The sequence below is a fragment of the Motilibacter peucedani genome (assembly GCF_003634695.1).
GTDB classification, from domain to species: domain Bacteria; phylum Actinomycetota; class Actinomycetes; order Motilibacterales; family Motilibacteraceae; genus Motilibacter; species Motilibacter peucedani.
Genome location: NZ_RBWV01000016.1, coordinates 83,265 through 107,698, shown reverse-complemented (window position 1 = coordinate 107,698; position 24,434 = coordinate 83,265). Strand labels below are relative to the sequence as shown.

At 73.6% G+C, this 24,434-nt stretch carries 21 protein-coding genes; 5 read left to right on the top strand and 16 right to left on the bottom strand.

Annotation, left to right across the window (positions count from 1 at the left end; translation table 11 throughout):
* The first annotated feature begins 18 nt into the window (after window positions 1-18).
* Entirely contained in the window at window positions 19-1,146 is a 1,128-nt protein-coding gene (gene serC / locus CLV35_RS18150) for a phosphoserine transaminase (RefSeq protein WP_231122028.1), read from the top strand.
* Here serC and CLV35_RS18145 read toward each other — a convergent pair.
* From CLV35_RS18145 to CLV35_RS18120, 6 genes are all read right to left on the bottom strand, one after another.
* Window positions 1,125-2,126 carry a glycerate kinase family protein gene (locus tag CLV35_RS18145; RefSeq protein WP_121194917.1) on the bottom strand — a complete coding sequence of 334 codons (1,002 nt, stop codon included), beginning with the start codon at window positions 2,124-2,126 and terminating at the stop codon, window positions 1,125-1,127. The genes serC and CLV35_RS18145 overlap by 22 nt on opposite strands.
* Window positions 2,123-3,097: a hypothetical protein gene (locus tag CLV35_RS18140; protein WP_121194916.1), complete on the bottom strand. Its 975-nt coding sequence runs from the start codon at window positions 3,095-3,097 to the stop codon at window positions 2,123-2,125. The genes CLV35_RS18145 and CLV35_RS18140 overlap by 4 nt, the downstream gene beginning before the upstream one ends.
* Complete coding sequence (locus CLV35_RS18135) at window positions 3,094-4,266, bottom strand: class I SAM-dependent methyltransferase (protein ID WP_121194915.1); 1,173 nt, start codon at window positions 4,264-4,266, stop codon at window positions 3,094-3,096. Before CLV35_RS18135 ends, CLV35_RS18140 begins: the two co-directional genes overlap by 4 nt.
* 116 nt (window positions 4,267-4,382) lie before the next feature.
* The gene (locus CLV35_RS18130; protein WP_121194914.1) at window positions 4,383-5,624 is read right to left on the bottom strand and encodes an MFS transporter; all 1,242 of its coding nucleotides are present in this window, start codon (window positions 5,622-5,624) and stop codon (window positions 4,383-4,385) included.
* Between the two features lie 4 nt (window positions 5,625-5,628).
* Window positions 5,629-6,045: a MarR family winged helix-turn-helix transcriptional regulator gene (locus CLV35_RS18125; protein ID WP_121194913.1), complete on the bottom strand. Its 417-nt coding sequence runs from the start codon at window positions 6,043-6,045 to the stop codon at window positions 5,629-5,631.
* Window positions 6,046-6,075: 30 nt separating this feature from the next.
* Window positions 6,076-6,864 carry an alpha/beta hydrolase family protein gene (locus CLV35_RS18120; RefSeq protein WP_121194912.1) on the bottom strand — a complete coding sequence of 263 codons (789 nt, stop codon included), beginning with the start codon at window positions 6,862-6,864 and terminating at the stop codon, window positions 6,076-6,078.
* Between the two features lie 47 nt (window positions 6,865-6,911).
* Between CLV35_RS18120 and CLV35_RS18115 the strand changes: the two genes are divergently transcribed.
* The gene (locus tag CLV35_RS18115) at window positions 6,912-7,139 is read left to right on the top strand and encodes a DUF2530 domain-containing protein (RefSeq protein WP_231122027.1); all 228 of its coding nucleotides are present in this window, start codon (window positions 6,912-6,914) and stop codon (window positions 7,137-7,139) included.
* Here CLV35_RS18115 and CLV35_RS18110 read toward each other — a convergent pair.
* From CLV35_RS18110 to CLV35_RS18080, 7 genes are all read right to left on the bottom strand, one after another.
* Window positions 7,126-7,983, bottom strand: coding sequence for an NAD-dependent epimerase/dehydratase family protein (locus tag CLV35_RS18110; RefSeq protein ID WP_121194911.1), 858 nt, complete (start codon window positions 7,981-7,983; stop codon window positions 7,126-7,128). The genes CLV35_RS18115 and CLV35_RS18110 overlap by 14 nt on opposite strands.
* A 12-nt stretch (window positions 7,984-7,995) precedes the next feature.
* Window positions 7,996-9,144 carry an ROK family protein gene (locus CLV35_RS18105; protein WP_121195012.1) on the bottom strand — a complete coding sequence of 383 codons (1,149 nt, stop codon included), beginning with the start codon at window positions 9,142-9,144 and terminating at the stop codon, window positions 7,996-7,998.
* Between the two features lie 92 nt (window positions 9,145-9,236).
* Window positions 9,237-10,244: a sugar phosphate isomerase/epimerase family protein gene (locus tag CLV35_RS18100; protein ID WP_121194910.1), complete on the bottom strand. Its 1,008-nt coding sequence runs from the start codon at window positions 10,242-10,244 to the stop codon at window positions 9,237-9,239.
* A gap of 40 nt (window positions 10,245-10,284) precedes the next feature.
* Window positions 10,285-11,463 (bottom strand): Gfo/Idh/MocA family protein, encoded by a 1,179-nt coding sequence (locus tag CLV35_RS18095; protein WP_121194909.1) that lies wholly within the window; start codon window positions 11,461-11,463, stop codon window positions 10,285-10,287.
* Entirely contained in the window at window positions 11,460-12,533 is a 1,074-nt protein-coding gene (locus CLV35_RS18090) for a substrate-binding domain-containing protein (RefSeq protein WP_121194908.1), read from the bottom strand. The genes CLV35_RS18095 and CLV35_RS18090 overlap by 4 nt, the downstream gene beginning before the upstream one ends.
* A 43-nt stretch (window positions 12,534-12,576) precedes the next feature.
* Window positions 12,577-13,647, bottom strand: a complete 1,071-nt coding sequence (locus CLV35_RS18085; protein ID WP_121194907.1) for an ABC transporter permease — start codon at window positions 13,645-13,647, stop codon at window positions 12,577-12,579.
* Entirely contained in the window at window positions 13,644-15,146 is a 1,503-nt protein-coding gene (locus CLV35_RS18080; RefSeq protein WP_121195011.1) for a sugar ABC transporter ATP-binding protein, read from the bottom strand. Before CLV35_RS18080 ends, CLV35_RS18085 begins: the two co-directional genes overlap by 4 nt.
* 219 nt (window positions 15,147-15,365) lie before the next feature.
* On the opposite strand from CLV35_RS18080, the gene galK reads away from it, so the two are divergent.
* Both galK and CLV35_RS18070 read left to right on the top strand, forming a co-directional pair.
* The gene (gene galK, locus CLV35_RS18075; protein WP_121194906.1) at window positions 15,366-16,529 is read left to right on the top strand and encodes a galactokinase; all 1,164 of its coding nucleotides are present in this window, start codon (window positions 15,366-15,368) and stop codon (window positions 16,527-16,529) included.
* A gap of 196 nt (window positions 16,530-16,725) precedes the next feature.
* Window positions 16,726-18,192: a serine hydrolase domain-containing protein gene (locus CLV35_RS18070; protein ID WP_231122024.1), complete on the top strand. Its 1,467-nt coding sequence runs from the start codon at window positions 16,726-16,728 to the stop codon at window positions 18,190-18,192.
* 173 nt (window positions 18,193-18,365) lie between these two features.
* On the opposite strand, the gene CLV35_RS18065 is transcribed toward CLV35_RS18070, so the two are convergent.
* Together CLV35_RS18065 and CLV35_RS18060 are read right to left on the bottom strand one after the other, a co-directional pair.
* Window positions 18,366-18,761, bottom strand: a complete 396-nt coding sequence (locus CLV35_RS18065; RefSeq protein ID WP_121194905.1) for an OsmC family protein — start codon at window positions 18,759-18,761, stop codon at window positions 18,366-18,368.
* A 25-nt stretch (window positions 18,762-18,786) separates the two neighbouring features.
* Window positions 18,787-19,839, bottom strand: a complete 1,053-nt coding sequence (locus CLV35_RS18060) for an Lrp/AsnC family transcriptional regulator (RefSeq protein ID WP_121194904.1) — start codon at window positions 19,837-19,839, stop codon at window positions 18,787-18,789.
* A gap of 42 nt (window positions 19,840-19,881) precedes the next feature.
* On the opposite strand from CLV35_RS18060, the gene CLV35_RS18055 reads away from it, so the two are divergent.
* A complete protein-coding gene (locus tag CLV35_RS18055; protein WP_121194903.1) occupies window positions 19,882-21,423 on the top strand; it encodes an MFS transporter in 1,542 nt (513 codons plus the stop codon).
* 16 nt (window positions 21,424-21,439) lie between these two features.
* On the opposite strand, the gene CLV35_RS18050 is transcribed toward CLV35_RS18055, so the two are convergent.
* The gene (locus tag CLV35_RS18050; protein ID WP_121195009.1) at window positions 21,440-24,424 is read right to left on the bottom strand and encodes a sacsin N-terminal ATP-binding-like domain-containing protein; all 2,985 of its coding nucleotides are present in this window, start codon (window positions 24,422-24,424) and stop codon (window positions 21,440-21,442) included.
* Between the last annotated feature and the right edge of the window lie 10 nt (window positions 24,425-24,434).

Here is a 24,434-nt window from a genome sequence, read left to right as displayed (position 1 = left end):
GGCCGTACGCTGTCCGCTGTGACGGACGCGACACAGCTGACGATCCCTGCCGACCTCAAGCCCGCCGACGGCCGCTTCGGCTGCGGGCCCTCGAAGGTGCGTCCCGAGGCGCTCGACGCCCTCGACGCCACCGGCCGGGCCCTGCTCGGCACGAGCCACCGCCAGAAGCCGGTCAAGGACCTCGTGCGCCGCACGCGCGAGGGCGTCTCCGCGCTGTTCGGGCTGCCCGAGGGCTACGAGGTCGTCCTCGGCAACGGCGGCTCCACCGCCTTCTGGGACATCGCCACCTTCGGCCTGGTGCGCGAGAAGAGCCAGCACCTCAGCTTCGGCGAGTTCTCGTCGAAGTTCGCCGCCTCCACCAAGGGCGCGCCGTTCCTCGCCGACCCCACTGTCATCAAGAGCGACCCCGGCACCCACCCGCTGCCGCAGGCCGAGGCCGGCGTCGACGTCTACGCGCTGACCCACAACGAGACCTCGACCGGCGTGGCCATGCCGATCCAGCGGGTCGAGGGCGCCGACGAGGGCGCGCTGGTGCTGGTCGACGCGACCAGCGGCGCTGGCGGCCTGCCGGTCGACATCTCGCAGACCGACGTCTACTACTTCGCGCCGCAGAAGGTCTTCGCCGCCGAGGGCGGGCTGTGGCTGGCCGTCTTCTCCCCCGCCGGGCTGGCCCGCGCGGCCGAGATCGCGGCGAGCGAGCGGTGGATCCCGCCGTTCTTCGACCTGCCGACCGCGATCGACAACAGCAGCAAGGACCAGACCTACAACACCCCGTCGGTCGCCACGCTGTTCCTCCTCGCCGACCAGCTCGACTGGCTGAACGGCAACGGTGGTCTGGCGTGGGCGACCGCCCGCACCGCCGACTCGGCGTCGCGGCTCTACACCTGGGCCGAGAAGACCTCGTTCACCACGCCGTTCGTGGCCGACCCGGCGCAGCGCTCCAACGTCGTCGGCACCATCGACTTCGACGACTCGGTAGACGCGTCCGCCGTGGCGAAGGTCCTGCGCGCCAACGGCATCGTCGACACCGAGCCCTACCGCAAGCTGGGCCGCAACCAGCTGCGCATCGGCATGTTCCCCGCCGTCGACCCCGCCGACGTCGAGGCGCTCACCCGCTGCATCGACTACGTCGTCGAGCGGCTCTGACCCCGGTCTGACAGCAGCTGCGACACGGCCGCCTCGATGCAGGCGGCCGTGTCGTGCAGGCTCGCCCGCTCGCCGTAGGCCTCGGCCAGGCAGCGGATCTCGGCGTCGACGCGTACGTCGTCGCGGGTCCCGCACACCACCGCCACCGGGGTGCCGCCCGCCAGACCGAGAACACCGCCCACGACCTTGCCCGCGAGCGAGCTGGCGTCGAGCCGGCCCTCGCCGGTGACGACGAGGTCGGCGGCCGCGACCTGCGCGGCCAGCCCGAGCCGCCCTGCCACCAGGTCGAAGCCCGGGACGATGCGCGCGCCCAGGGCGGCGAGCCCGCCGGCCAGCCCGCCCGCGGCTCCTGACCCGGGCAGCGCCCTGACGTCGACGCCGGTGTCGGCCTGCAGCTGCGCTGCGGTGTCCTGCAACCGTTCGGTCAGCCGCTCGACGAGGGCGGCGTCGGCGCCCTTCTGCGGGGCGAAGACTCGTGCCGCGTCGAGGTAAGGGGTGGTGACGTCGGCCGCGACGACCAGCTCGACGCCGGCCAGCCGCTGCCGGTGCGGCGCCAGCACCTCGTAGGCGCCGCGCCCGCCGTCGGTGCTGGCCGACCCTCCGACGCTCACGACGACCGAGCGCGCCCCCTCGTCGAGGGCGAGCAGCACCAGCTCGCCGACCCCGCGGGTGGTCGCCCCCCACGGGTCGTTGCCCTCGCGTCCGCCGGCGAGCACCAGACCCGCGGCCTGCGCCATCTCGACGACCGCCTCACCGTCGTCGAGCCGCCAGGCGCCGACCACCGGCTCCCCCAGCGGGCCGGTCACCCGCGAGCGCCGGTTGGCCCCGCCGAGCGCGTCGAGCGTGCCCTCGCCGCCGTCTGCGAGCGGCAGCTCGACCACGTCGCAGCCGTGCGCCCGGGCGGCGCGGCCCACGGCAGCGCACGCGTCGGCCGCGGACAGCGTGCCCTTGAGCTTGTCGGTGGCGGCCAGCACCCTCATCGCCGGCGCCCCCTCAGCCAGGCGGCGCCGGCACCGACCAGCACGAGCACCAGAAGCCCGGCAGCAGTCGTGGTCACGACGGTCAGGCCGCGCACGACGCGACGCAGCGTCTCGTCGTCGTCCGCGGCCGCCGAGGCTCCTGGCTCCACCGGGGCCGTGCCCGACGGCATGGGCTCCGGTGCCGGCACGGTCGGCACGGGAACCCGCAGCACAGTGCTGCGCCGCCCTTCACTGCCGACGAGCAGCGCCTTGCCGCCGTCGACGACGGTCATCGACTCGCCCTGCGGCTGCTCGGGCAGGTCGAAGCTCTGGATCAGGGCGCCGTCAGCTTCGTAGAGGTATGCAGTGGTGTAGTTGCGAAGCACGTAGTCGCCGTTCGGCATCTCGGCCGCGTCGGTGACGAGGAAGGGCGCGTCAGCCTCGGGCTCGAGGACGTTGGGGTGAGCGGACGACAGGCTCTTCGGCACGACGAAGACGCGTCCGCCCAGCAGGCCCTTCGTCACCACGCGCAGCCGCCCGTCGCGCCCGACGAACATCGCCTCGGCGTCGTGCGGCTCGTCGGGGTAGCGCAGCCGGTAGGACGTCGCCCTCAGCGTCCCCCCGCCGGCGACCTCCGCAGGCTCGACCGCGCGGTGAACGAGGATGCCGTTGGTGCGACTGCCGCTGTTGTCGCCGATGTCACCAGCCCACAGCAGACCACGTCCCGCCGGGTCCGTGGAGGCGGTCACGGCCTCCCAGTCGCGGGCCTTCGCCACCTGCCACCTCCACACGCCGAGCGTGCGGCCGCGGCTGTCGAGGGCGAAAGTACGGCTGCTGTCGCCGCTGTCGTTGTGCGTCCAGTAGACGCCGGCGTGCGTCGGGCTCGCCACGAGCCCGCTCGACTCGGTGATGCGGGAGTCGCCGATGACGAAGGCGACGTGCGGCGCACCGACGGCGGCTGCGGCCACGAGCGCGACGACCGGGTGGGTCACGGGCGGCCGAGGACGGGTACGAGCTCGTCGTGCAGCATTCGCTGCAGAGCGGGCACGACGCCCCAGTCGTCGACCAGGCAGAGGTACTCCTCGACGGCTCCGGCGGCCGGCGGCGCTCCTGTGCGCACCGCACGCAGCAGGACGTTGCGCGGCGTCTGCTCCGCCGCGACGAACTCCACGACCTCGACGCGGTAGCCGAGCAGCCGCAGCAGCGCCGCGCGCAGCGAGTCGGTGAGGACGTCGACGAAGCGCTCGCGCAGGATCGGGTGGCGGGTCAGCACGGCGTACGGCTCCGGCGCCTCCTGCCCCACGAGCTGGCTCTGCAGGTCGTGGTGGCAGCACGGCGCGACGAGCAGCACTGTGGCGCGCGCCCGCACCGCGCGGGCGAGCGCCTCGTCGGTCGCGGTGTCGCAGGCGTGCAGGGCGAGGACGAGGTCGGCCGCCTCGATCGGCGCGTCGGCGATCGTCGACTCGACGAAGCGCACGGAGCCCGAGATGCCGAGCGAGGCCGCGACGCGCTCGCCGTGCTCGCGCGACTGCGCCTTGGTGTCGACGCCGAGCAGCTCGACCTCGCGGTCGCCGCTGAGGAACCGGTGGGCGGCGAAGGTGAGGTAGGCGTTGCCGCAGCCGAGGTCGACGACGCGTACGCGGTCGGCCGGCAGCTCGCCCCCCGTCGCCGCGACGCTCTGGAGGAAGGCGTCGACCTGGCGGCGCTTGGCACCGCTGGCGCCGAGGACCGAGAACAGCGGGTCGTCGGGCGCGAGCAGGTGGCGCGGAGCCCGGTCGTTCCCCTGCGCGCGGGGCGCGTCCGGTGCGCTGCTGCGCGCCCGGCTCAGCTGGCCCTCGCCCTTCTTGGTGACGCGCAGCTGCAGGGTCTCGGCGGCGGTCTCGACGTGCCAGTTGCCGAAGGGGTGCTCGAGCAGCTCGCCGACCCGGGCCGCGGCGTCCTCGCCGGGTGCGAAGTTGGCGGTGAAGGCCTGCCGCTCGTCGTAGGTCACGACCTGGAGACGCCGGCCCGCCTTGAGCTCGACCGGGCGGATCTCGACCCGGCGCCAGGGCTGCTCGGCGCCGCGCCGGTGGCCCGACGCGACCGCGCGCACGAGCCCGCGGTCGTCGAGGAGCGCCTCGCGCACCTGCTCGAGAGCGGTGGGCAGGGGCAGCATCGGCATGGCTCCAGGGTAGTCGGGCTCAGCGCAGCAGGGCCTTGCCGACGACGAGCAGCACCAGCAGCGCGAGCGCGGCCAGCACGACGATGCGGCGCTCCCGGGGTCCCATGGGCCGAAGACTAGCTGCCGGCGACGGCGCGCTCGGGAGCCGCCGCGACGGCCTCCCCGGCACGGCGCACGCGCGCGAGGTGGACGGCGCCCGCCGCAGCCCCGGCCAGCGAGAGCAGCCCGCCGCCGCTGATGCTCCAGCGCGCGCCCAGGTGCTCCCCCACCCAGCCGATGACCGGCGAGATCAGCGGTGCCGTGCCGAAGACGACGAAGACGTGCAGCGCCATGACCCGCCCGCGCATCGTCGGGTCGGCGCGCAGCTGCAGCAGGGCGTTGGCGCTGTTGAGGGCGGTCAGCGAGGTCAGGCCCAGTGGGACGAGCATGACGGCGAAGCTCGCGTAGGTCGGCATCAGCCCGGCCACCGTCTCGCACACGCCGAAGGCCATCGCCGAGGCGAGGAAGAGGTCGATGCGCGGCTTCTCGCGGCGGGCGGCGAGCAGGGCACCGGTCAACGAGCCGACCGCCATGATCGTGCCGAGCAGGCCGTAGCCGCCGGCCCCCTTGCCGAAGACCTCGCGCGCCATGAGCGCCGTGGTGATGGCGAAGTTCATGCCGAAGGTGCCGAAGCAGAAGGTGACGAGCAGGATCGTGCGCAGGTCGTCGCGACCGCGTACGTAGCGCAGTCCCTCCGCGAGCGCACCGCGGCGGCGGCCGCTCACCGGGCCGGGCACGAGCTCCTCGGGGCGCATGGCGGTCAGCGCGAACAGGATGGCGATGAACGACGCGCCGTTGAGCAGGAAGACGGGGCCGGTGTGGTTGCCGAACGCCGAGATCAGCGCCCCGGCGGTGGCGGGACCGACGACGCGGCCGAGGTTGAACGACGTGGCGTTGAGGCCTACCGCGTTCGGCAGGTCCTCGGCCCCGACCATCTCGATGACGAAGGACTGGCGGGCCGGGTTGTCGAAGGCGGTGCCCAGCCCGAGCAGCACCGCGAGCAGGTAGACGTGCCAGACCTGCACCACGCCGGTGACCTCGAGCAGGCCCAGGAGCAGCGCGGCGACGCCCATCGTGGTCTGGGTCGTCAGGAGCACGCGGCGCTTGGGGAACCGGTCGGCCACCACGCCGCCGTAGAGCCCGAAGAGCAGCACGGGCAGGAACTGCAGGGCGGTCGTGATGCCGAGCGCCGTGCCGCTGCCGGTGAGCTGCAGCACCAGCCAGTCCTGCGCGACGCGCTGCATCCAGGTGCCGGTGTTCGAGACGACCGACCCGATGAAGAACAGCCGGTAGTTGTGGATCCGCAGGGCTCGGAACACCCGGTCAGCTCCCCGCCAGCGTCTGGAGGACCGGGATGGCGGCAGTGAGCGCGTCGCGCTCGGCGGGCCCGAGCTCCCGCAGCCGGCAGGTCAGCCAGGCGTCGCGCCGCGCCCGGTCGGCCACGAGCAGGGCGCGGGCCTCGTCGGTGATGGAGACGACCTGCTGGCGACCGTCGGTCGGGTGGGCCTCGCGGCGCACCAGCGACCTGGCGTCGAGCGCGGCGAGCACGCGGGTCATCGAGGGCGGCGACACGTGCTCGGCCTCGGCCAGCTCCCCCGGGGTCAGCGGGCCGTGCCGGTCGAGCGTCGCGAGGGCGGTCAGCTGGCCGACGGGCAGGTCGCTGTTGCGCTCGTTGCGCAGCCGGCGCGCGAGCCGCATGACCGCGACCCGCAGCTCAGGGCCCAGCTCGTCGTCCGCCATGCCCCCAACGCTAGCAGACCGTTAGCGAGGCTAACGAGTTGCGAGAGTCGCCAGCTCGTGCAGCACCACCGGCCAGGCGGCCGACTCGGGATCGATGACCGCGAAGTGGTCGGCGCCCGGCACCTCGACGAGCCGGTCCCCGTGGGCGCGGGTCCAGCTGCGGGATGACTCGACCGGGACCCGGGAGTCCTCGAGCCCGTGCACGACGGTGAGCGGCACGCCCACCGGCCCGCGGGCGGAGGGGTCGGCGGCCGCGTAGGCCTCGGGCACCTGCTCGGGCGACCCACCCAGCAGGTCGGCGACCGGGTCGCCGTGCCGGTGGGTCGCCACCAGGTCGAGCACGGGCGCCAGGGCGAGCACGCCTACGGGCGTCGTGGCGGCCGGCTCACCGACGGCGGCGCGCTGCGCGGCCCAGACGGCGACGTGGCCGCCGGCCGAGTGGGCGGCGAAGACGACGCGGTCGAGGTCGACGCGGCCCGGCGCTGCGGCTGTGACGAGACCGGGTACGCGGTCCGCGCCCGCTGCGACGTCGGCGGCCGTGGCCGGCCAGCCGCCCGAGCCGGTGCGGCGGTACTCCAGGCTCGCCACCGCGTACCCGGCTGCGGCGAGCGCCTCGGCCATCGGCGCGGCGTGGTGGCGGTCCCACTCGGGCAGCCAGAAGCCGCCGTGCCACAGCAGCACCAGCGGCGCCGGCTCGTCCCCCGGCGGCAGCCTGAGGTCGGCGACCTGCTCGGGCGCCGGACCGTACGCGACGGTGGCGTCCGGCGGCCCGGCCGACCGGTCGAGGACGGCACGGTTCTCGGGGCTGGGCGCGCTCACCGGCGACAGTGTCTCCGACGCACGGTCCCCGAAGTAGGCTCCACGCCGTGAGCGACGAGCCCGAGGTGCGCCCGCTCGACGTCGACGGCGTCGGCATCGTGTCCGCCGGCACCGCGGTGTGGGCGCTGGCGCTCGTGGCGCTGCTGCCGTTCACGGGCCGCCTGCGCGACGCGGGGCACGGCTGGTGGATCGGCATGTGCGCCGCCGGCACGGCCCTCGGCCTGTTCGGCGTCTGGTACTGCCGGCGGCGCCGGGCCTCGCTCAGCCGGCGTTGACCTCGGGCTGGTCGCGCCACGAGTGGGCCGGCGCGTAGCCGAGCTCGGCGCGGGCCTTGTCGATGGCCAGCAGCGTCTCGAACTCGCCGACCTCGCGGGTCAGCTCGACGGCCGGGAAGACCTCGGCCAGCAGCTCGCGCGAAGGACGGTCCATGATCGTGTCGGCCGCCGCGATGACGTAGCTCGAGGCGCCCGACACGTCGGCGTCGAGCGAGAGCCGGCACGCGGCCGCGACGTCGCGCGAGTCGACGTAGCCCCACAGGTTCCACCGGCGCAGCTGGGCGTCGGCCCAGAACGACGGCACGACGCCGTAGTCGCCGGGGCGGAAGATGTTGGACAGCCGCAGCGCGACGAACGGGATGCCCGACCAGCCGGAGATGTGGGCTGCGGTGGTCTCGCCGGCGACCTTCGAGAGCGAGTAGGTGCTCGTGGGGAAGGGGTAGTGCCCCTCGTCGACGGGGGCGTACTGCGGCGGCACGTCGAAGGGCAGCCCCAGCGTCGTCTCGCTCGAGGCCCACACGACCCGGCGCAGGCCGAGCTGCGCGGCGGCCAGGAAGACGTTGGAGTTCATGGCGCTGTTGACGTTGTAGGTCTCCGCCGGGGTGAAGATGCCTGGTGCCGGGATGTTGGCCAGGTGCATGACCGCCTCGGCGCCGGCGAGCGCCTCCACGGCTGCGCCGTACTGCGTCAGGTCGGCGCGCACCAGCGGCGTGCCCAGGTCGCCCTGGTCGCCGAAGACGCCGTTGACGTCGCTGGCCTGCACGTCGTAGCCGTGCTCCAGCAGGTCGGCCACGACCGCCCGGCCGGCCTTGCCGTTGGCACCTGTCACTGCGATGGTCGTCATGGCGGCATCCTCTCAGGCCGGTGCGAAGAGCTCGTCGCTCGCCGTCACCAGCGCCCCCAGCACGCCCGCGGTGTCGCCCAGCTCGCTGAGCACGATCGGCAGGTTGCTCGTCGCCAGCGGCGTCGACTGGCGGTAGACGGTCTGGCGGATCTCGGCGAGCAGCGGGTGCCCGAGGCGCGCGACGCCACCTGCGATCACGACGAGCGTCGGGTTCATGAAGTTGACCAGGTCGGCCAGCACGCCCCCGAGCAGCCGCCCGCCCGCCTTCACCAGCGCGATCGCGGCGGCGTCGCCCTCCTGCGCCGCCGCCCCGACGTCGAGCGCCGTCAGCACGCCGTCCCCGGCCGGCGAGCCGCCCACGAGCCGTGCGGCGAGCGCGGCCGACTCCCCGCTGCGGGCCAGCGCCGTCGCGTCGCGGCTCAGCGCCGCTCCCCCGAACACCATCTCGAGGCAGCCGTCGTTGCCGCAGCCGCAGGTCGGTCCGTCGGCGACCTTGATGTGGCCGATGTCTCCGGCCGACCCGGCGGCCCCGCGGTAGACGTGGCCGCCGATCACGGCCGCGCTGCCGATGCCGGTGCCGACCTTCACGAACAAGAAGTCGTCCATGCCCTTGGCGACGCCGCCCCAGCGCTCGCCCGTGGCCATGATGTTGACGTCGTTGTCGACCGTGACGGCGCACCCGTGCCGACGCGCCAGCTCGTCGCGCACCGGGTAGCGGTTCCAGCCCGGCATGATCGGCGGGCTCACCGGCACGCCCTCGCGGAAGCTCACCGGTCCCGGCACGCCCATGCCGATGGCGGCCAGGTCGGGCGTGCCCGTGCTCGCCAGGACCTTGCGCAGGAGGTCGTCGACCCGGCCGAGCACGGGCACCGGCCCCTCCCGCACGTCGCACGGCTCCTCGACCACCTCGAGCACCTCGAGCCGGCTGTCGCCGACCGCGACGGTGACCGAGGTGGCGCCGAGGTCGACCCCGGCGAACCGCAGCCCGGAGCGCAGCGCCACCTGCGGCGAGGGTCGCCCGCCACGGCTCACGCTCACGCCGCTGTCCTCGACGAGCCCGACGGCGCCGAGCGCGTCGATCTCGACCGCGAGCCGCGCCCGGCCGACGCCCAGGGCGTCGACCAGGGCGGCGCGGGAGACGGGACCCTCGTCGCGCAGCATCCGCAGCAGCGCCGCCTGCACAGGCGTACGCGGTCGCACGCCGAACGCCACGGCCCGCTCCCCTCCTCGGCCCCCGGTCGGGCTGCCGTCTCTCAGGACCCGGAGCTGAACGCCGCGTCGAACGCCGCCGCGGGCGGCTCGATGGCGGTCAGCCGCCGCACGAACGCCAGGGCGTCGGGCCCGCCGACGAGGCGGTCCATGCCCGCGTCCTCCCACTCGACGCTGATCGGGCCGTCGTAGCCGATCGCGTTGAGCATGCGGAAGCACGGCTCCCACGGCACGTCGCCGTGGCCGGTCGAGACGAAGTCCCAGCCGCGCCGCGGGTCGGCCCACGCCAGGTGGGAGCCGAGCCGGCCGTTGCGCCCGTTGAGCTGCTTGACCGACTCCTTGCAGTCGACGTGGTAGATCCGGTCGCGGAAGTCCCACAGGAAGCCGACCGGGTCGAGGTCCTGCCACACGAAGTGGCTCGGGTCGAAGTTGAGCCCGAACGCCTCGCGGTGGCCGATCGCCTCGAGGGTGCGGACCGTCGTCCAGTAGTCGTAGGCGATCTCGCTCGGGTGCACCTCGTGGGCGAAGCGGACCCCCACCTCGTCGTAGACGTCGAGGATCGGGTTCCACCGCCGGGCGAAGTCGTCGTAGCCCGCGTCGATCATGTGCTGCGGCACGGGCGGGAACATGGCCACGTAGTGCCAGATGGCCGAGCCGGTGAACCCGATGACGGTCTTGACGCCGAGCTTGGCCGCCGCCCTCGCGGTGTCCTTCATCTCCTCGGCCGCCCGCTGCCGCACGCCCTCGGGCTCCCCGTCGCCCCAGATGCGTGCGGGCAGGATGCCCTTGTGGCGCTCGTCGATGACGGCGTCGCAGACCGCCTGGCCGGCCAGGTGGTTGGAGATGGCGAAGACCTGGAGGCCGTAGCGGTCGAGGATCTCGCGCCGCCCGGCGACGTAGGAGTCGTCGGCGAGCGCCTTGTCGACCTCGAAGTGGTCGCCCCAGCAGGCGATCTCGAGGCCGTCGTAGCCCCACTCGGACGCGAGCCGGGCGACCTCCTCGAACGGCAGGTCGGCCCACTGGCCGGTGAACAGGGTGACGGGACGGGGCATGCGGCTCTCCAGTCGCGGTTCGGAGCGGGTCGGGACAGGTTCAGGACTCGACGGCTGTCCAGCAGCTGTCCTTCGCGGCGCTCTGCTCGACCGCTGCCAGGACCCGCTGGACCTGCAGCCCGTCCGCGAACGACGGGCTCGGCGGCCGCGACGAGCCGACCGCCTCGAGGAAGTCGCGCACCTCGTGGGTGAAGGTGTGCTCGTAGCCGATGATGTGGCCGGCCGGCCACCACGCCGACATGTAGGGGTGCTCCGGCTCGGTGACCGAGATCCGACGGAACCCCGCGGTCGCCGCGGGCTCGGTGTGGTCGTGGAAGAGCAGCTCGTTCATCGACTCGAACTCGAAGGCGATGCTGCCCTTGGAGCCCTCGACCTCGAGGCGCAGGCCGTTCTTGCGCCCAGCGGCGAAGCGGGTGGCCTCGAAGGTCGCGACCGCGCCGCCCGTCGTGCGGGCGAGGAACAGCGAGGCGTCGTCGACGGTGACGTCGCCGAGCTCGCTGCTGCCCGCCGCCGAGAGCCCGCTCGAGGCCTCGGCCAGCGGGCGCTGCTTCACGAAGGTCTCCATCAGCGCCGACACCCCGGCCACGGTGTCACCGGTGACGAACTGGGCGAGGTCGACGATGTGGGCGCCGATGTCGCCGAGCGCGCCCGAGCCGGCCTTGTCCTTCTGCAGCCGCCACACGAGCGGGAACTCCGGGTCGACGATCCAGTCCTGGAGGTACTGCGCCCGGATGTGGCGGATGGTGCCGAGCCGGCCCTGCTCGACGAGCTGGCGGGCCAGGGCCACCGCCGGCACGCGGCGGTAGTTGAAGCCCACCATCGAGAACACGCCGGCTGCCTCGGCCCGCTGTGCGGCGGCCGTCATCGCCTCCGCCTCCTCGACGGTGTTGGCGAGCGGCTTCTCGCAGAGCACGTGCTTGCCGGCCTCGAGCGCGGCGATGGCGATCTCGGCGTGGCTGTCGCCCGGGGTGCAGACGTCGACGACGTCCACGTCGTCGCGCTCGAGCAGCCGGCGCCAGTCGATCTCCACCTCGGCCCAGCCCAGACGGTCGGCCGCCTCGCGGGCACGGCCCTCGTCGCGGCCGCAGACGACGCGCATCTCGGCCGCGACGGGCAGGTCGTAGACGCGGCCGACGGTCCGCCACGCCTGCGAGTGGGCGGCGCCCATGAAGGCGTAGCCCACCATGGCCACCCCGAGCGCAGGCTTGCCCTGCGTCATGAGGTGAAGCCGAACTGCATGTACTGGTCGACGTTGTCCTTGGTCACCGTCGCCGATGCCAGGGTGATCGAGGTGGGCACTTCCTTCTCCACGAGGTCGCTCATGCCTTTCGAGTGGCCGATGAGCCGGGCCAGCTTGATGGCCGACGACGACATCGACGGGCTGTAGGTCACAGTGCATTTCAGCACGCCGTTGTCGGCCTTGATCGCATCCATGGCGTTCTTGCTGCCCGCGCCGCCCACGAGGACGAACTCGCTGCGCTTGGCGCTCTCGATCGCGGAGAGCACGCCGATGCCCTGGTCGTCGTCGTGGTTCCAGATCGCGTCGATCTTCCCGGCCGCCTGCAGCAGGTTGGACGCCGCCTTCTCGCCCCCCTCCGGCGTGAAGTCGGCGGGCACCCGGTTGGCCACCTTGAAGCCGGCCGCCTTGAGCGCGTCGGCGAAGCCCTTGCTGCGCTGCTGGGTGAGCGGCAGCGAGTCGATGCCCGGGATCTCGGCGATCACCGGACTGCTCACGCCCTTGTCCTTCATCGCCTTGGCGATGTACGTGCCGGCCGCGACGCCCATGCCGTAGTTGTCGCCGCCGATCCAGATCCGGTAGGCAAGCGGCGAGTCGAAGACCCGGTCGAGGTTGACGACCGGGATGCCGGCGTCCATCGCCTTGGTGGCGACCTCGGTCAGCGCCTTGCCGTCGTAGGGCAGGATCACCAGCACGCCCACCTTGGCGTTGATGAGCGTCTCGACCTGCGAGATCTGCTGGTTGGTGTCGTTGGTGCCCTCGGTCGCCTTCAGCTCCACGTCGGAGTACTGCGCGGCCTGCGCCTTGGCGTTCTTGGTGATGGCGCCGATCCAGCCGTGGTCGGCGGCCGGCGCGCTGAAGCCGACGACGACCTTCTGCCCGATGGCGTCGTTGCCGCCACCCCCGCCAGCGGAGGACGCGGCGGGTGCAGCGACGTTGGCGGTGTCGTCCTTGCTCGAGTTGCCGGTGCAGCCGGCGAGGGCCGCGCCGGCGCCGAGCGCTCCGGCGCCGAGCAGGAAGCTCCTGCGTCGCAGGTTCTCTGGCAGGTCCATGGTGCCTTCTCCTTCGAAGACGGGGATGTGCGAGCTGGGTTGGTCAGGAGGTGCCCGGGACCCGGGCCACGCGCTGCTGGAGCAGGACCGCCGCGACGATGATGAGTCCCTTGGCGACGGCCTGGTCGGAGGTGTCGAGGTTCTGCAGGGTGAAGATGTTGTTGAGCGTCGAGAAGATCACGACACCGAGGACGGTGCCGACGATGGAGCCGCGGCCACCGGAGAGCAACGTGCCACCGATGACCACTGCGGCGATGGAGTCGAGCTCGTAGAGGTTCCCGTGGCTGCTGGTGCCCACGGTGGTGCGGGCGATGATCATCACTGCGGCGATGCCGCAGCACAGGCCGAGGAGCGCGAACAGCGCGACGGTGTGCCGGCGTACGTCGATGCCGGCCAGGCGCGCCGCCTCCGCGTTGCCGCCGATCGCGAACGTGCGTCGGCCGAAGGTCGTGCGGTTGAGCAGGAGCCACCCGAGCACGGCGGTGGCGGCGAACATCAGCACCAGCACGGGGATCCCGGCCGGCTCGGCGCGGAAGAACCTGATGAAGCCGGTGTGGGTGACGCGCTGGGTCTGCAGGTCGCTGATCTTCTCGGCGAGGCCGCGGGCGGATGCGAGCATGGCGAGCGTCGCGATGAAGGGCACCACGCGGCCGTAGGCGACGACCACGCCGTTGACGAGGCCGCACGCCGTGCCGACGACGAGCGCGGTGAAGATGATGCCGAACGGCCCGAAGTCCTGGGTCGCGACGGTCGTCGCCCACACCGAGCTCAGCGCGACGATCGCCCCCACCGACAGGTCGATGCCGCCGCCGATGATGACGAACGTCATGCCGACGCTGACGACGCCGATGGTGGAGGCCAGCCGCAGGATGGTCAGCACGTTCGACTGCGAGGCGAACGAGCTGCCCGACTCGACCACGCCGATGACGCAGATGAGCAGCAGCACGGCGACGAGGCCGAGGTTGCGTGCCGCCGGGTTGGCGAGCACCCGGTCGAGGCGCGAGGTGGGCGTCGCCGTGCTGGCAGCCGCCCGCTCGACCCGCTTCTGCTCCTGCGCCGGCGGCGCGGTGGTCCCGGTGCTGGTGGTTCCGGTGCTCGAGACCTGCTCGTTCACGCGAGGGCTCCTTCAGTCGTACCGGACATGACGATCTCGAGGACGGTGTCCTCGTCGAGCTCGGTGGCGCGCGCCTCCCGGACCACCCGGCCCTCGGCGACGACCAGCACCCGGTCCGAGAGCCCGAGCACCTCGGGGATCTCGCTGCTGACGACCAGCACGCCGACCCCGCGGTCCGCGAGCGAGCGCACCAGCGCGTACAGCTCGGCCCGCGCGCCGATGTCAACGCCGCGCGTCGGCTCGTCGAGCAGCAGGAGCGAGCACTCGGTGAGCAGCCAGCGGGCGACGACGGCCTTCTGCTGGTTGCCGCCGGAGAGGGTACGCACGGCGCGCCTCGCGTCGGCGGGGCGCAGGTCGAGCCCCTCCACCTGCGCCTGGGCGTCGGCGAGCTCGCGACGCCGGTCGAGCCAGCCCCAGCGCGAGTAGCGCCGCAGCGAGGCGGCCGAGACGTTCGAGGCGATGGACGCGTCGAGGAACAGCGCCTGGCTCTTGCGCTCCTCGGGCGCGAGACCCATGCCGGCGCGCACCGCGGAGCCGACCCGGCCGGGCTTCAGGGTCCGCCCGCCGAGGGCCACCGTGCCGCTCGTCGGCCTCCGGGCGCCGAAGACGGCCTCCAGGATCTCCGAGCGGCCCGATCCGACCAGCCCGGCGAGCCCCACGACCTCGCCACGGCCGACGGTGAACGACACGTCGTGCACGGCGCCCGCCACCGTGAGGCCCCGCACCTCGAGCAGCACGTCGCGCTCGGAGGGGTCGGGCCGCGAGGGGCGGGGCGGGAAGACGTACTCGATCGAGCGGCCGGTCATCAGCCGGACGACGTCGGCCGTCGGCGTGGTGCGGGCGGGCAGTCCCGCCGCGACCGTGCGGCCGTCCTTGAGGACCGAGACCCGGTCGCCGATCTGCCGGATCTCCTCGAGCCGGTGGGAGATGTAGACGACGGCGACGCCCGAGGTGGTCACGTCGCGCACGATCCGGAAGAGGTTCGCCACCTCGTCGCTGTCGAGGACGGCCGAGGGCTCGTCCATGACGAGGACCTTCGCGTCGTGCGAGAGCGCGCGGGCCATGCTGACGACCTGTTGACCGGCGGCGGAGAGCCGGCCGACCTCGCGGCCCGGCTCGATCTCGGGGTGGCCGAGCCGCTCGAGCAGTGCCCGCGTCGCGTCGTGCTCGCGCGTCAGGCGTGAGACGCCGGCGCTGGAGCGCTCGTGCCCGAGCCAGACGTTGTCGCTCACCGACAGCGTCGGCACCAGGTCGAGCTCCTGGTAGATCGTGGCGATGCCGAGCCGCACCGCCTCGGCCGGCGTCCCGAGCTCGACCGGCCGCCCCTGCCACTCGATGGTCCCGGCGTCGGGGCGGTGCGCGCCGGCGAGCACCTTGATCAGCGTCGACTTGCCCGCGCCGTTCTGGCCGAGCAGGCAGTGGACCTCCCCCGCGGTGACCTCGAGCTCGACGCCGTCGAGCGCCCGCACGCCAGGGAACTCCTTGACGATGCCGGCCATGCGCAGCAGCGGCGGTGCACCTGCCACGGTCGCCCCTCTCCACCTCCCGCGGCGCCCCGTTGCGCTGCGGTCCCCGGAAGGTAGACCCCTTCTGCGGTCTTGTGAAGAGGCTTCTGCGGATCGGTTCGAAAGTTCCGCCGCTGCCGTCGATGCGACTAGGTGCCGTACGCTGCGGATCCAGCAGCCCGCCGGTCAACTCCTCACCATCCAGGATCACGAATGGTCAACTCCGGTCAGTCGACGACGAACGCCGCCGAGGTCTTCGAGCAGGTGCACGGCAGCGCGCCCGAGGGCGTGTGGGCCGCTCCCGGCCGCGTGAACCTGATCGGCGAGCACACCGACTACAACGACGGCTTCGTGCTCCCCTTCGCTCTCGAGCAGAGCACCTACGTCGCTGCGTCCCGCCGGGACGACGACCGGCTCGACATCCGCAGCCTCCAGGCCGACGCGGTCGGCTCGATCGCGCTGTCCGAGCTGGAGCCCGACAACGTCGAGGGCTGGCTGCGCTACGTCGCGGGCACCGTGTGGGCGCTGCGCGAGGCCGGCCACGACGTACGCGGTCTGTCCCTGGTCGTCGACGGGCACGTGCCGCTCGGCTCAGGACTCTCGTCGTCGCACTCGCTCGAGTGCGCGGTCGCGCTGGCCGCGACCGGCGTCTACGGGATCGACGTGCCCCGCACCGAGCTGGCGCGCATCGTGCAGCGCTCGGAGAACGACTTCGTCGGCGCCCCTACCGGGATCCTCGACCAGACCGCGTCGCTGCTGTGCACCGACGGGCACGTGCTGTTCTACGACTGCCGCTCGGGCGAGGCCGAGCAGGTGCCGCTGGACGCGCCCGCGCTCGGCGTGCGCCTGCTGGTCATCAACACCCGCGTGCAGCACGCGCTCGACGACGGCGCCTACGGAGAGCGCCGCTCGCAGTGCGAGCAGGCCTGCCGCGAGATCGGCGTGCCGGCGCTGCGCGACGTCACGCTCGACGGGCTGGACGAGGCGCTGGGGAAGATCTCGGACGAGGTCGTACGCCGTCGCGCCCGCCACGTCGTCACCGAGGACGCGAGAGTCCTCCAGACGGTCGAGGCGCTGCGCGCCGGTGACCTGACCACTGCAGGCCAGCTGATGAACGGCTCGCACGCCTCGCTGCGCGACGACTACGAGGTCTCGTGCGACGAGCTCGATGTCGCCGCCGACAGCGCTCAGCGCGCCGGCGCCCTCGGCGCCCGCATGACCGGCGGCGGCTTCGGCGGCTCGGCCATCGCGCTGGTGCCGGAGGACCTGCTCGACGCCGTCTCTGCCGCCGTCCGTGACGCCTTCGCGGCGGCCGACTTCAAGGAGCCCGAGTTCCTCGTCGCCCGGCCCGCGGCGGGAGCGCGCCGGGAGAGCTGACGCGCCCTCGGCCGGTCGATGCTCTGGTGCACCGATGAGGGCGGCGGCCGACCGGCTAGGGCGGTCGCCCGCTCCTGCCGCCGCCGGGGCGCGGCGCGGTGACCGCCCGTACCGATCTTCGGGCCGTCGATGTGCAGACGTCTCGAAGCTGCGAACCGCGCAGGACCTGGTCTGTGTCCCTGGCTAGAGTCACCAGGTGCCGCGCCAGCCTGCGCTTCTGCCACGCCTGACCCCGGCGGCTTCGGGAGTGTCCTCGCGCGCCATCGCCGCGTTGCTGGACCGGCTCCACGAGCAGTCCGTCGAGTGCCACTCCCTCGTGGTCGTGCGTCGCGGCCACGTCATCGCCGAAGGCTGGTGGGCCCCGTACTCGGCCGATCGTCCGCACCTGCTGTACTCCCTGAGCAAGTCGTTCACCTCGATCGCGGTGGGCCTGACGATCGCCGAGGGACTGCTGTCCCTGCAGGACCGGGTTGTGGACGTCCTGCGCGACCACGTCCCTGAGGACGTCTCGGAGCAAGGACGCCGCATCACCGTCCACCACCTGCTGACCATGACCACCGGTCACGCCGGCGACAGCCTCGAGGAGGCTTGGCGGCTCGAACCAGGCGACCTGACCAAGGGCTTCCTGCGGGTCCCGTTCACCGAGCTCGAGGGCACACGACACGCCTACGACAACGCGACCACCTACGTCCTGGCCCGGATGGTGGAGCAGGTCACCGGCCGCTCGCTCTCGGACTTGCTGGAAGAGCGCCTCTTCCAGCCGATGGGCATCCTGGACGCCGAGTGGGACCGGCTCGCCAGCGGCGCCGCGTTCGGGTTCCACGGCCTGCACCTGAGGACCGAGGCGGTCGCCGCCTTCGGTGAACTGCTGCTGCGTGAAGGCGCCTGGAAAGGTCGGCAACTCGTCCCCGCTGACTGGGTGCGGCTGGCGACCCGCCGGCACATCGAGACACTGCACGCGGCGGACGGTCCGTGGGATGCGGACTCCAACGCCGGGTACGGGTACCAGTTCTGGATGTCGCGCGAGGGGTACCGCGGCGAGGGGGCTTACGAGCAGTTCTGCATGGTCTACCCCGAGCACGACCTGGTCGTCGCGGTCACCGCCGGTGACGGCCCGCACGGGGCGGCAGTTGGAGCCGTCCAGGACCGCCTGCTGCCAGGTCTGGACGAGCCGGACGACGACCACGACGACGAGGTCCTTGCTCGACGGCTGCAGAGCCTGTCCTTCGCACCCGTGCCGGGCTTGGCGGACCCCGCCCGCTCCGCCGCGGCCCGCATCGACGCTTCCGCGCCGGGCTCGGCCCTGCCCGAGGCGATCGAGGTGACTCTCGTGCCGATGGACGGCGGGTGGCACCTGCGACTCGGGGCGTCCACCGGGGCGGCGACGGAGTCGCCTGCCGAGTCGTTCATCGAGGTCGCCGTTGGTCACGGAGGCTGGCGCGAGAGCTCGCCCCTGGGTCGCCCGGTCGTGGCCACCGGCGCCTGGCAGGGCGAGACGTTCGTCGCCGACCTCTACGTCATCACCACCCCGCACCGTGTTCGACTGCTGCTTGATCGGAGCACGGGAACGGCGGTGGCGACGTGGAGCACCGTGCCGTTGACCACGCCTGACCTGCGCGTACACCTCCGGTCACCGCTCAGAACCCGCCCCGACGTCGCATAGGACACGCCACGCAGCTCCCGGTGATCACTGCGGTCGCTACAGCGGTGGACACCATGACCGGGTTCGTCAACGACGTGTCCCCGGTGCGCCCGCGGCAGGCGACCAGCTTGCACTCGTGGGGCGCGGGCCCGGCCCGGGCAAGACGCCTTCCACGCGTACGTCGCCGAGCGGGGCTAAAGGGTGCGGCTCACCGACGCGCCGGCCCGTAGAGTCTTCGGGATCTCGGCGACCTCGTCGACCACCTCGAGCATCCGGTCGACCTCGTCCCCGCCAGCCGGAGAGTCGACCTCGACGCGGTAGCGGATGCCGGTCGACGCCCAGGTCTCCGGCTCGAAGCCGCCCTCGGCGGTGACGAGGACACCGGCCAGCTCGATGCCGAGGGCTCGAGCTTCGCGGTACGCGTCGTTCAGCACGCACCCGGCGACGGCGAGGTGCAGCACGTGCGCCCCGCTGAACTGGAGCTCGGCGACGACTCCCTCGGCGGTCCAGGGGTGGGGCATGACGAGGTCCTCGCGAAGGCTGCCGCGCAGCGAGCCGGCAGCCACGCGGACGGCGTACGTGGTCGGCATCCGCTCACGCTACGACAGAGCCGCGCTACAGGATGCGCGGCAGGCGGTCCCCTTCCATGACGGTGCCCGCCTGCTTGAGGTGGCGCACGGTGAGCGTGACCTCGTGCTGGCGGATCGCAGAGATCGGGGCCAGCCGCTCGGTGATGTAGCGGTAGAGGTCGGCGGTGTCGCGGCAGGTGACCGCGACGACGAGGCTGGCCGGGCCGGACACCGCGCCGACGAAGCCGACCTCCGGGTGCAGCGCGATCTCGGTGCCGACGCGGTGGATGTCGGCCGGGGCGACAGTGAGCCAGAGCGTCGCGGCCGCGCGGAAGCCGATGAGCGCGTACGCGACCTCCACGTCGACGAACAGCAGGCCGCGCTCGAGCAGGGCCTCGACCCGTCGGGCGACGGCGGCCTCGTTGCGCCCGGTGGCGGCGGCCAGCGCCGCGTAGGACATGCGGCCGTCGGAGGCCAGCAGGGTGAGGAGCGCGTCGTCGTCAGGGGTGAGGCCGGGCTCGTCGGCGGTGCGGCGCACAGGGACGTCGCGGCGTGAGCGGGCGCCCAGCGCGGCGATCTCCTCAGCGTTCAGACGTGCGTCGAAGCCCTGCCACTCCTGCAGCCCGGTCTCGGCGAAGACGTGCAGCAGCGCGGCCGTCGAGACGTCGGTGACCTTGCTGAGGCGCGGCAGGTTCCGCAGGACGAGCTCGTCGCGGTCGCGGGGGTCGTCGGCCCGCAGCGCGCACATGACCTCGGTCCCCGCCGCGGCGAGGGTGACCCACGAGACGTCGGGCCTGCGGGCGAGCGCGGTGCCGATCGGCTCCGCAGCGCCGGGAGCGGTACGGATGCGTACGAACAGGCTCTCGCGCGACGCGCGGGGGTCGGGCAGGACGACGACGCGCAGGATGCCGGCCTCGCGCAGGCGCCGGTAGCGGCGGGCGACCGTCTGCTCGGAGGAGCCGAGCGCATGGGCGATGCGCCGGAAGGAGGCGCGACCGTCGAACTGGAGCGCACTCATGATGCGCCGGTCCAGGGCGTCCGTGCTGATGGTTTCCAACTTCGAGGACGTCGCTGTGGCGGATCTCTGCACGATCCCCATCTTCGCTGGTGTGCCGGCCCAGGCGCGAGCCAGTCTCGGTGCATGACCCCTTCCGAAACCGCCACCGCTGCCCCGCCCGGACGTTGGACTCCGCTGCTCGCCGTCTGCCTGGGCACGTTCATGCTGCTCCTGGACGTCTCGATCGTGAACGTCGCCCTGCCGGACATGGCGACCACGCTGGACGCCTCGTTCACCGGCCTGCAGTGGGTGGTCGACGCCTACGCGCTCGCCCTCGCCGCGCTGCTGCTCCTCGTCGGGTCGATCGCCGACGCCGTCGGGCGCCGCCGCACCTACCTCGTCGGCCTCGCGGTGTTCCTCGCTGCGTCGCTGGTCTGCGGCATCGCGCCGTCCGTCGGCCCGCTCGTCGCGGCGCGGTTCGTGCAGGGCGCGGGCGCCGCCGCGATGCTCGCGACCACCATCGCCCTGCTGCACACGGCCTACCACGGCCGCGACCTCGGCACCGCCTTCGGCGTCTGGGGCGCGACATCGGGCGCAGCGGTCGCCGCTGGTCCCGTCCTGGGCGGCCTGCTCACCCAGGGCCTCTCGTGGCGCTGGATCTTCTTCGTCAACGTCCCGATCGGGCTGGTCACGATCGTCATGGCACGGCGCACGCTGAGCGAGTCGCGCCTGCCGCAGCGCCCGCGCATCGACTGGGTCGGCGGCGGTGCCTTCACCCTGGCCGCGGCCGCGCTGACCTTCGCGCTCGTACGCGCCGCCGAGGAGGGCTGGACCTCGGGTCAGACGCTCGGGGCAGTGGCCGTCTCCGTCGCCGCACTGGCTGCGTTCGTCGCTGTCGAGCGGCGCGTGGCCGAGCCGATGCTCGACCTGGCCCTGTTGCGCCGCGGCTCGTTCGTGCTCGTGCTGGTGGCCGCGGCGCTGCTCTCGATCTCCGCGTTCGCGGGCCTGATCTACGTCTCGATCTGGCTGCAGACCGTCCTCGACCTCGGCCCGATCTCGGCCGGCCTCGTCACACTGCCGCTGAGCGGGATCGCCTTCGTCGTGGCCGGCGGCCTGGGGCGCGTGCTGCACGGCGTCTCGCCCCGCTGGACGGTCGGCGGCGGCCTGGTGGTCATCGGCGTGGGCGACCTGCTCCTGCTCGGCCTCGACGGCGGCTCCGGGTGGGCCGCGGTCCTCCCCGGCCTCGCCGTGATCGGGGTCGGCACCGGCATCGCCATCCCGACGGTCGTCGCTGCGGCGATGGCCGCCGTACCGCGCGAGCGCGGCGGCATGGCCGCCGGGGCAGTCAACACGGGACGGCAGCTCGGCTTCGCGGCAGGTATCGGCGTGCTGGGCAGCATCTTCAGCGCGCGGGTCGACGCCCTCCTGCCGGGCGGCGCCGACCTGGCCCACGCGGTGAGCAGCGGCGGGTCGGCCTCGGTCCTGGCCGCCGCACCGGCCAGCTCACGGGCGAGCCTCGACGCGGCCATCCACTCGGCTGTCGGCGGCGCGCTCGGCACCACCTTCCTCGTGGCGGGCGTCCTCGGCGTGGTCGGCGGGGCGGTCGTCGCGGTGCTGCTGCACGAGCCGGTGACGCCGCCTGCGCCGGGCGCAGCTGTCGAGCAGCCGGTGGGGGCGCAGGCCTAGGGGCCGTCTCTGCCGCTCAGCCGTCGAGGTCGTGCTCTGCGAGCAGGGCCTCGACGGCCGCGGGCGACGGGTCAGCGAGCAGCCGACCGACCAGCCCACGCAGCTCCCAGCGCCCGGCCGCCCAGGCCAGCCCCTTCGCCAGCCCGTCGAGCGTGGACGCGTGCACCTCGCCGTCGACCACCCGCCACGACAGCTCGGCAGCCCCGACGCTGATCTCGTCGTGCTCGACCCAGTCCCGCGGTGCGGTCGGCAGGACGAGACCGACGAGCTCAGGCACCGTACGCAGCACGCCACCCCCGGGCGCGCCGACGTCGACGATCTCCGACGCGAGGGGCAGGCGCAGCAGTTCGGCCAGTGGCACGGCGAGGTCTCGGGCGAGAGGCACCACCGCATACCTCTCCAGCAGCGGCAGCAGGTCTGGTGCGTCGAGCACCACAGCGTCGTCCGCATCCACCAGCCGCGTGCCCGTCGCACCGTCCGGCACGCGCACCGCATCGGGCAGTCCTCCCGAGGTCTCGACCGCTGAGCGCGCCAGGGCGGAGTAGACCTGCGTGAGCTCCCGGCGGTCGATCGTGCACTCGTCAGCAGCCAGCCTGTCGAGCAGCGACGCCACGCCGTCGGCGTCGGAGAGCACGGCGTCGAGCGAGCTGCGCACCCCCATCGCCGTCGCCAGCTCCGGGTCGAGAGGCACGGGTAGCGGCGAGAAGAGCCGCAGCAGCAGCGAGTCAGAGCCGAGCGCGAACTCCGTCAGCCGCCAACCGGACACCCGGGCACGGCGACGCAGCCACCAGGCGGCGTAGGACGGGACGAGCGACGCGTCGCCCGAGGGCGAGACGACCCGGACCTGCTCGACGACCGCCGCTCGAGCGGGCGGCTGCCCCAGCAGGGCGAGAGCGTCGGGCCACCGGTCGTCCGCGACCGCGTCGAGGTCGCGCACCACCTCGAGCTCCGGCACGAACCACGGCAGTCCACCATGGGGCGGCGCGACGTCCATGACCCAGTCGCCGAGACCGTCGATCTCCAGCGCGTCGAGCTCGTCGGGATCGAGCGCGACCTCGGTGAGGGTGACGACCGCGAACCCGTCGGCGACCCCCACGGCGCGCAGCACGTCGGCGCCCCACCGCTCCACGAGGTCGGCGTCCACCACGCCGAAAGCATCCGGGTCCGCGACGGCTGCGAGCGCGCCACCGGGCAGCAGCAGCTCATGGGCCGGCGCGAGCTCGCCCTCGTCGTCGGGCAGCAGCAGCCCGGAGAGATCGGCCGAGCGGGCTGCCGACGGGTCGGCTTCCACGAGCGCGAGCACCGCCCGGCTCACCTCGAGCGCCTCGTCGTCGTCCATGGACTCCGACGCGTCGAGGGCGCCGCGCACCTCGGGCCCCTCCAGCAGGGCGGCCGGCGTCGCAGGCACGGCACCCAGCCGTTCGAGCAGCGGGTGGGCTGCGGCCGGGTCGACGACGCGTACGCCGAGGACCTCGAACGCCCGTGGGTCGACGGGGTTGCCACTGCGTACCAGTACGGTGCCGCGGGCGCCGCGCACCACCCTGCCGTCGGCGAGCGGCACCGGCAGCGCACCGAGGGCGTCCAGGGGCGCATCGGCGAGGGCGGCGTACAGCGCCTGCCACTGCGCAGGTTCGCGGCTCCTGCCGGCCAACGAGTCGACGGCGTCGGCGAGCGCCAGGCGGCGGGCACCGAGCCGCTCGAGGAGCCCGGCGGAGCGCGCCGCCACCGGCGCGGCCACCCCGTCGAGCTCGTCGGCGAGCAGGGCCGCCAGCGACGGCGACGCTCCGTCGACCAGCACCGCGCGCTCGGGCGCGACCAGGCCTCCGTCGGCGCCCGGCACGACGGCGGCGCGGGGCAGCAGCTCGGCGATAGTTGCCCGCACGAGCGCGTCGACCTCGCCCGCCGCGAGGGGCCCGGGCAAGGCGGCGAGGGCGCGCGCCGGGTCCTCGGCCGCCAGCTGCTCGAGCAGCTCGACGTAGGCCTCCCCCGCCAGCCGCGCCACGGCGCTCAGCAGCGGACCCGGCACCGCACGGCGGCGGGTGGGCTCGAGCGGCAGCGTGGCGACCAGGACCGCGGGCAGGCCGAGCGGCTCGTCGGTCGGTGTCGGTGCGAGCACCACGCCCGGCAGGGCGACACCGGAGCCGTCGGGCACCGCCCAGGTCACCGTCAGCTCGCTGCGCGTGCGCTCCTCGAGCGGGCGGGTGGCCAGCGCGTCGGCAGGTGCCCCCGTCGAGCGGCGCACCACGCGCCAGCGCACCGAGGCGTCACCGTCGGAGAGCAGGACGCCACCCAGCGCGCTCTCGGAGACCACTCGTCGCTCGGCACCGTCGCGTCGCACGACCACCTCACGCAGCGCCGGCAGGGAGAGCAGGAGCACCGGACCTACCTCGTCGAGCAGTCGCGCCACCAGCTCGCGGGCGCCTGCTCGCAGCGGCAGCACCACGGCGGTGTCGTAGCCCTCGGGCACCTCGACCGCACGCGGCTCCGGCAGCCGCAGCACGGGCACGGCGCTCCCCCGCCGGTCGAGCTCACCACGCAGCTGGGACCCGTCGAGCCCCGACGCCAGCCCGGTGAGCGCAGCGACCGCGGCCTCGCGCGACCACCCCACGCCACCGGTGGGGCGCGAGCCGATGGCCGGGGAGTCCGACACGGCGAGGACGGCGGCGAAGCCGACGCCGAACCTCCCAGCGGAGTCGGCCGACCGCTTGCTGGAGGCGCGCAGGGTCGACAGCGCCTCCACGCCGGCCGCGTCGAGCGGCGCGCCCGCGTTGGCCGCCACCAGCCGGTCGTCCTCGAGCGAGAGCAGCAGCCGGCCGGGCACACCCGCGCGCACCGCGGAGTCTGCGGCGTTCTGGGCCAGCTCGACGACCACCCGGTCGCGGTAGCCCCCGAGGACCAGGTCCTCCTCGGCGTTCGCGTCCTCCCGCAGCCGAGCGGGCGAGGCGGCGTAGGCCTCGAGCACCCGCCGGCGCAGCTGCGCGGTGCCGAACGGGTCGGTCACGCGCGCAGGC

Bases quoted from the DNA above. Each gene is read 5' to 3' on its own strand.
- CLV35_RS18060 (WP_121194904.1), bottom strand. From the start codon at position 19,839: ATGGGGATCGTGCAGAGATCCGCCACAGCGACGTCCTCGAAGTTGGAA.
- CLV35_RS18080 (WP_121195011.1), bottom strand. From the start codon at position 15,146: ATGGCCGGCATCGTCAAGGAGTTCCCTGGCGTGCGGGCGCTCGACGGC.
- CLV35_RS18090 (WP_121194908.1), bottom strand. From the start codon at position 12,533: ATGGACCTGCCAGAGAACCTGCGACGCAGGAGCTTCCTGCTCGGCGCC.
- CLV35_RS18105 (WP_121195012.1), bottom strand. From the start codon at position 9,144: ATGCTGCGCGACGAGGGTCCCGTCTCCCGCGCCGCCCTGGTCGACGCC.
- galK (WP_121194906.1), top strand. From the start codon at position 15,366: ATGGTCAACTCCGGTCAGTCGACGACGAACGCCGCCGAGGTCTTCGAG.
- CLV35_RS18110 (WP_121194911.1), bottom strand. From the start codon at position 7,983: ATGACGACCATCGCAGTGACAGGTGCCAACGGCAAGGCCGGCCGGGCG.
- CLV35_RS18095 (WP_121194909.1), bottom strand. From the start codon at position 11,463: ATGACGCAGGGCAAGCCTGCGCTCGGGGTGGCCATGGTGGGCTACGCC.
- CLV35_RS18145 (WP_121194917.1), bottom strand. From the start codon at position 2,126: ATGAGGGTGCTGGCCGCCACCGACAAGCTCAAGGGCACGCTGTCCGCG.
- CLV35_RS18125 (WP_121194913.1), bottom strand. From the start codon at position 6,045: ATGGCGGACGACGAGCTGGGCCCTGAGCTGCGGGTCGCGGTCATGCGG.
- CLV35_RS18065 (WP_121194905.1), bottom strand. From the start codon at position 18,761: ATGCCGACCACGTACGCCGTCCGCGTGGCTGCCGGCTCGCTGCGCGGC.
- CLV35_RS18100 (WP_121194910.1), bottom strand. From the start codon at position 10,244: ATGCCCCGTCCCGTCACCCTGTTCACCGGCCAGTGGGCCGACCTGCCG.
- CLV35_RS18055 (WP_121194903.1), top strand. From the start codon at position 19,882: ATGACCCCTTCCGAAACCGCCACCGCTGCCCCGCCCGGACGTTGGACT.
- CLV35_RS18135 (WP_121194915.1), bottom strand. From the start codon at position 4,266: ATGCCGATGCTGCCCCTGCCCACCGCTCTCGAGCAGGTGCGCGAGGCG.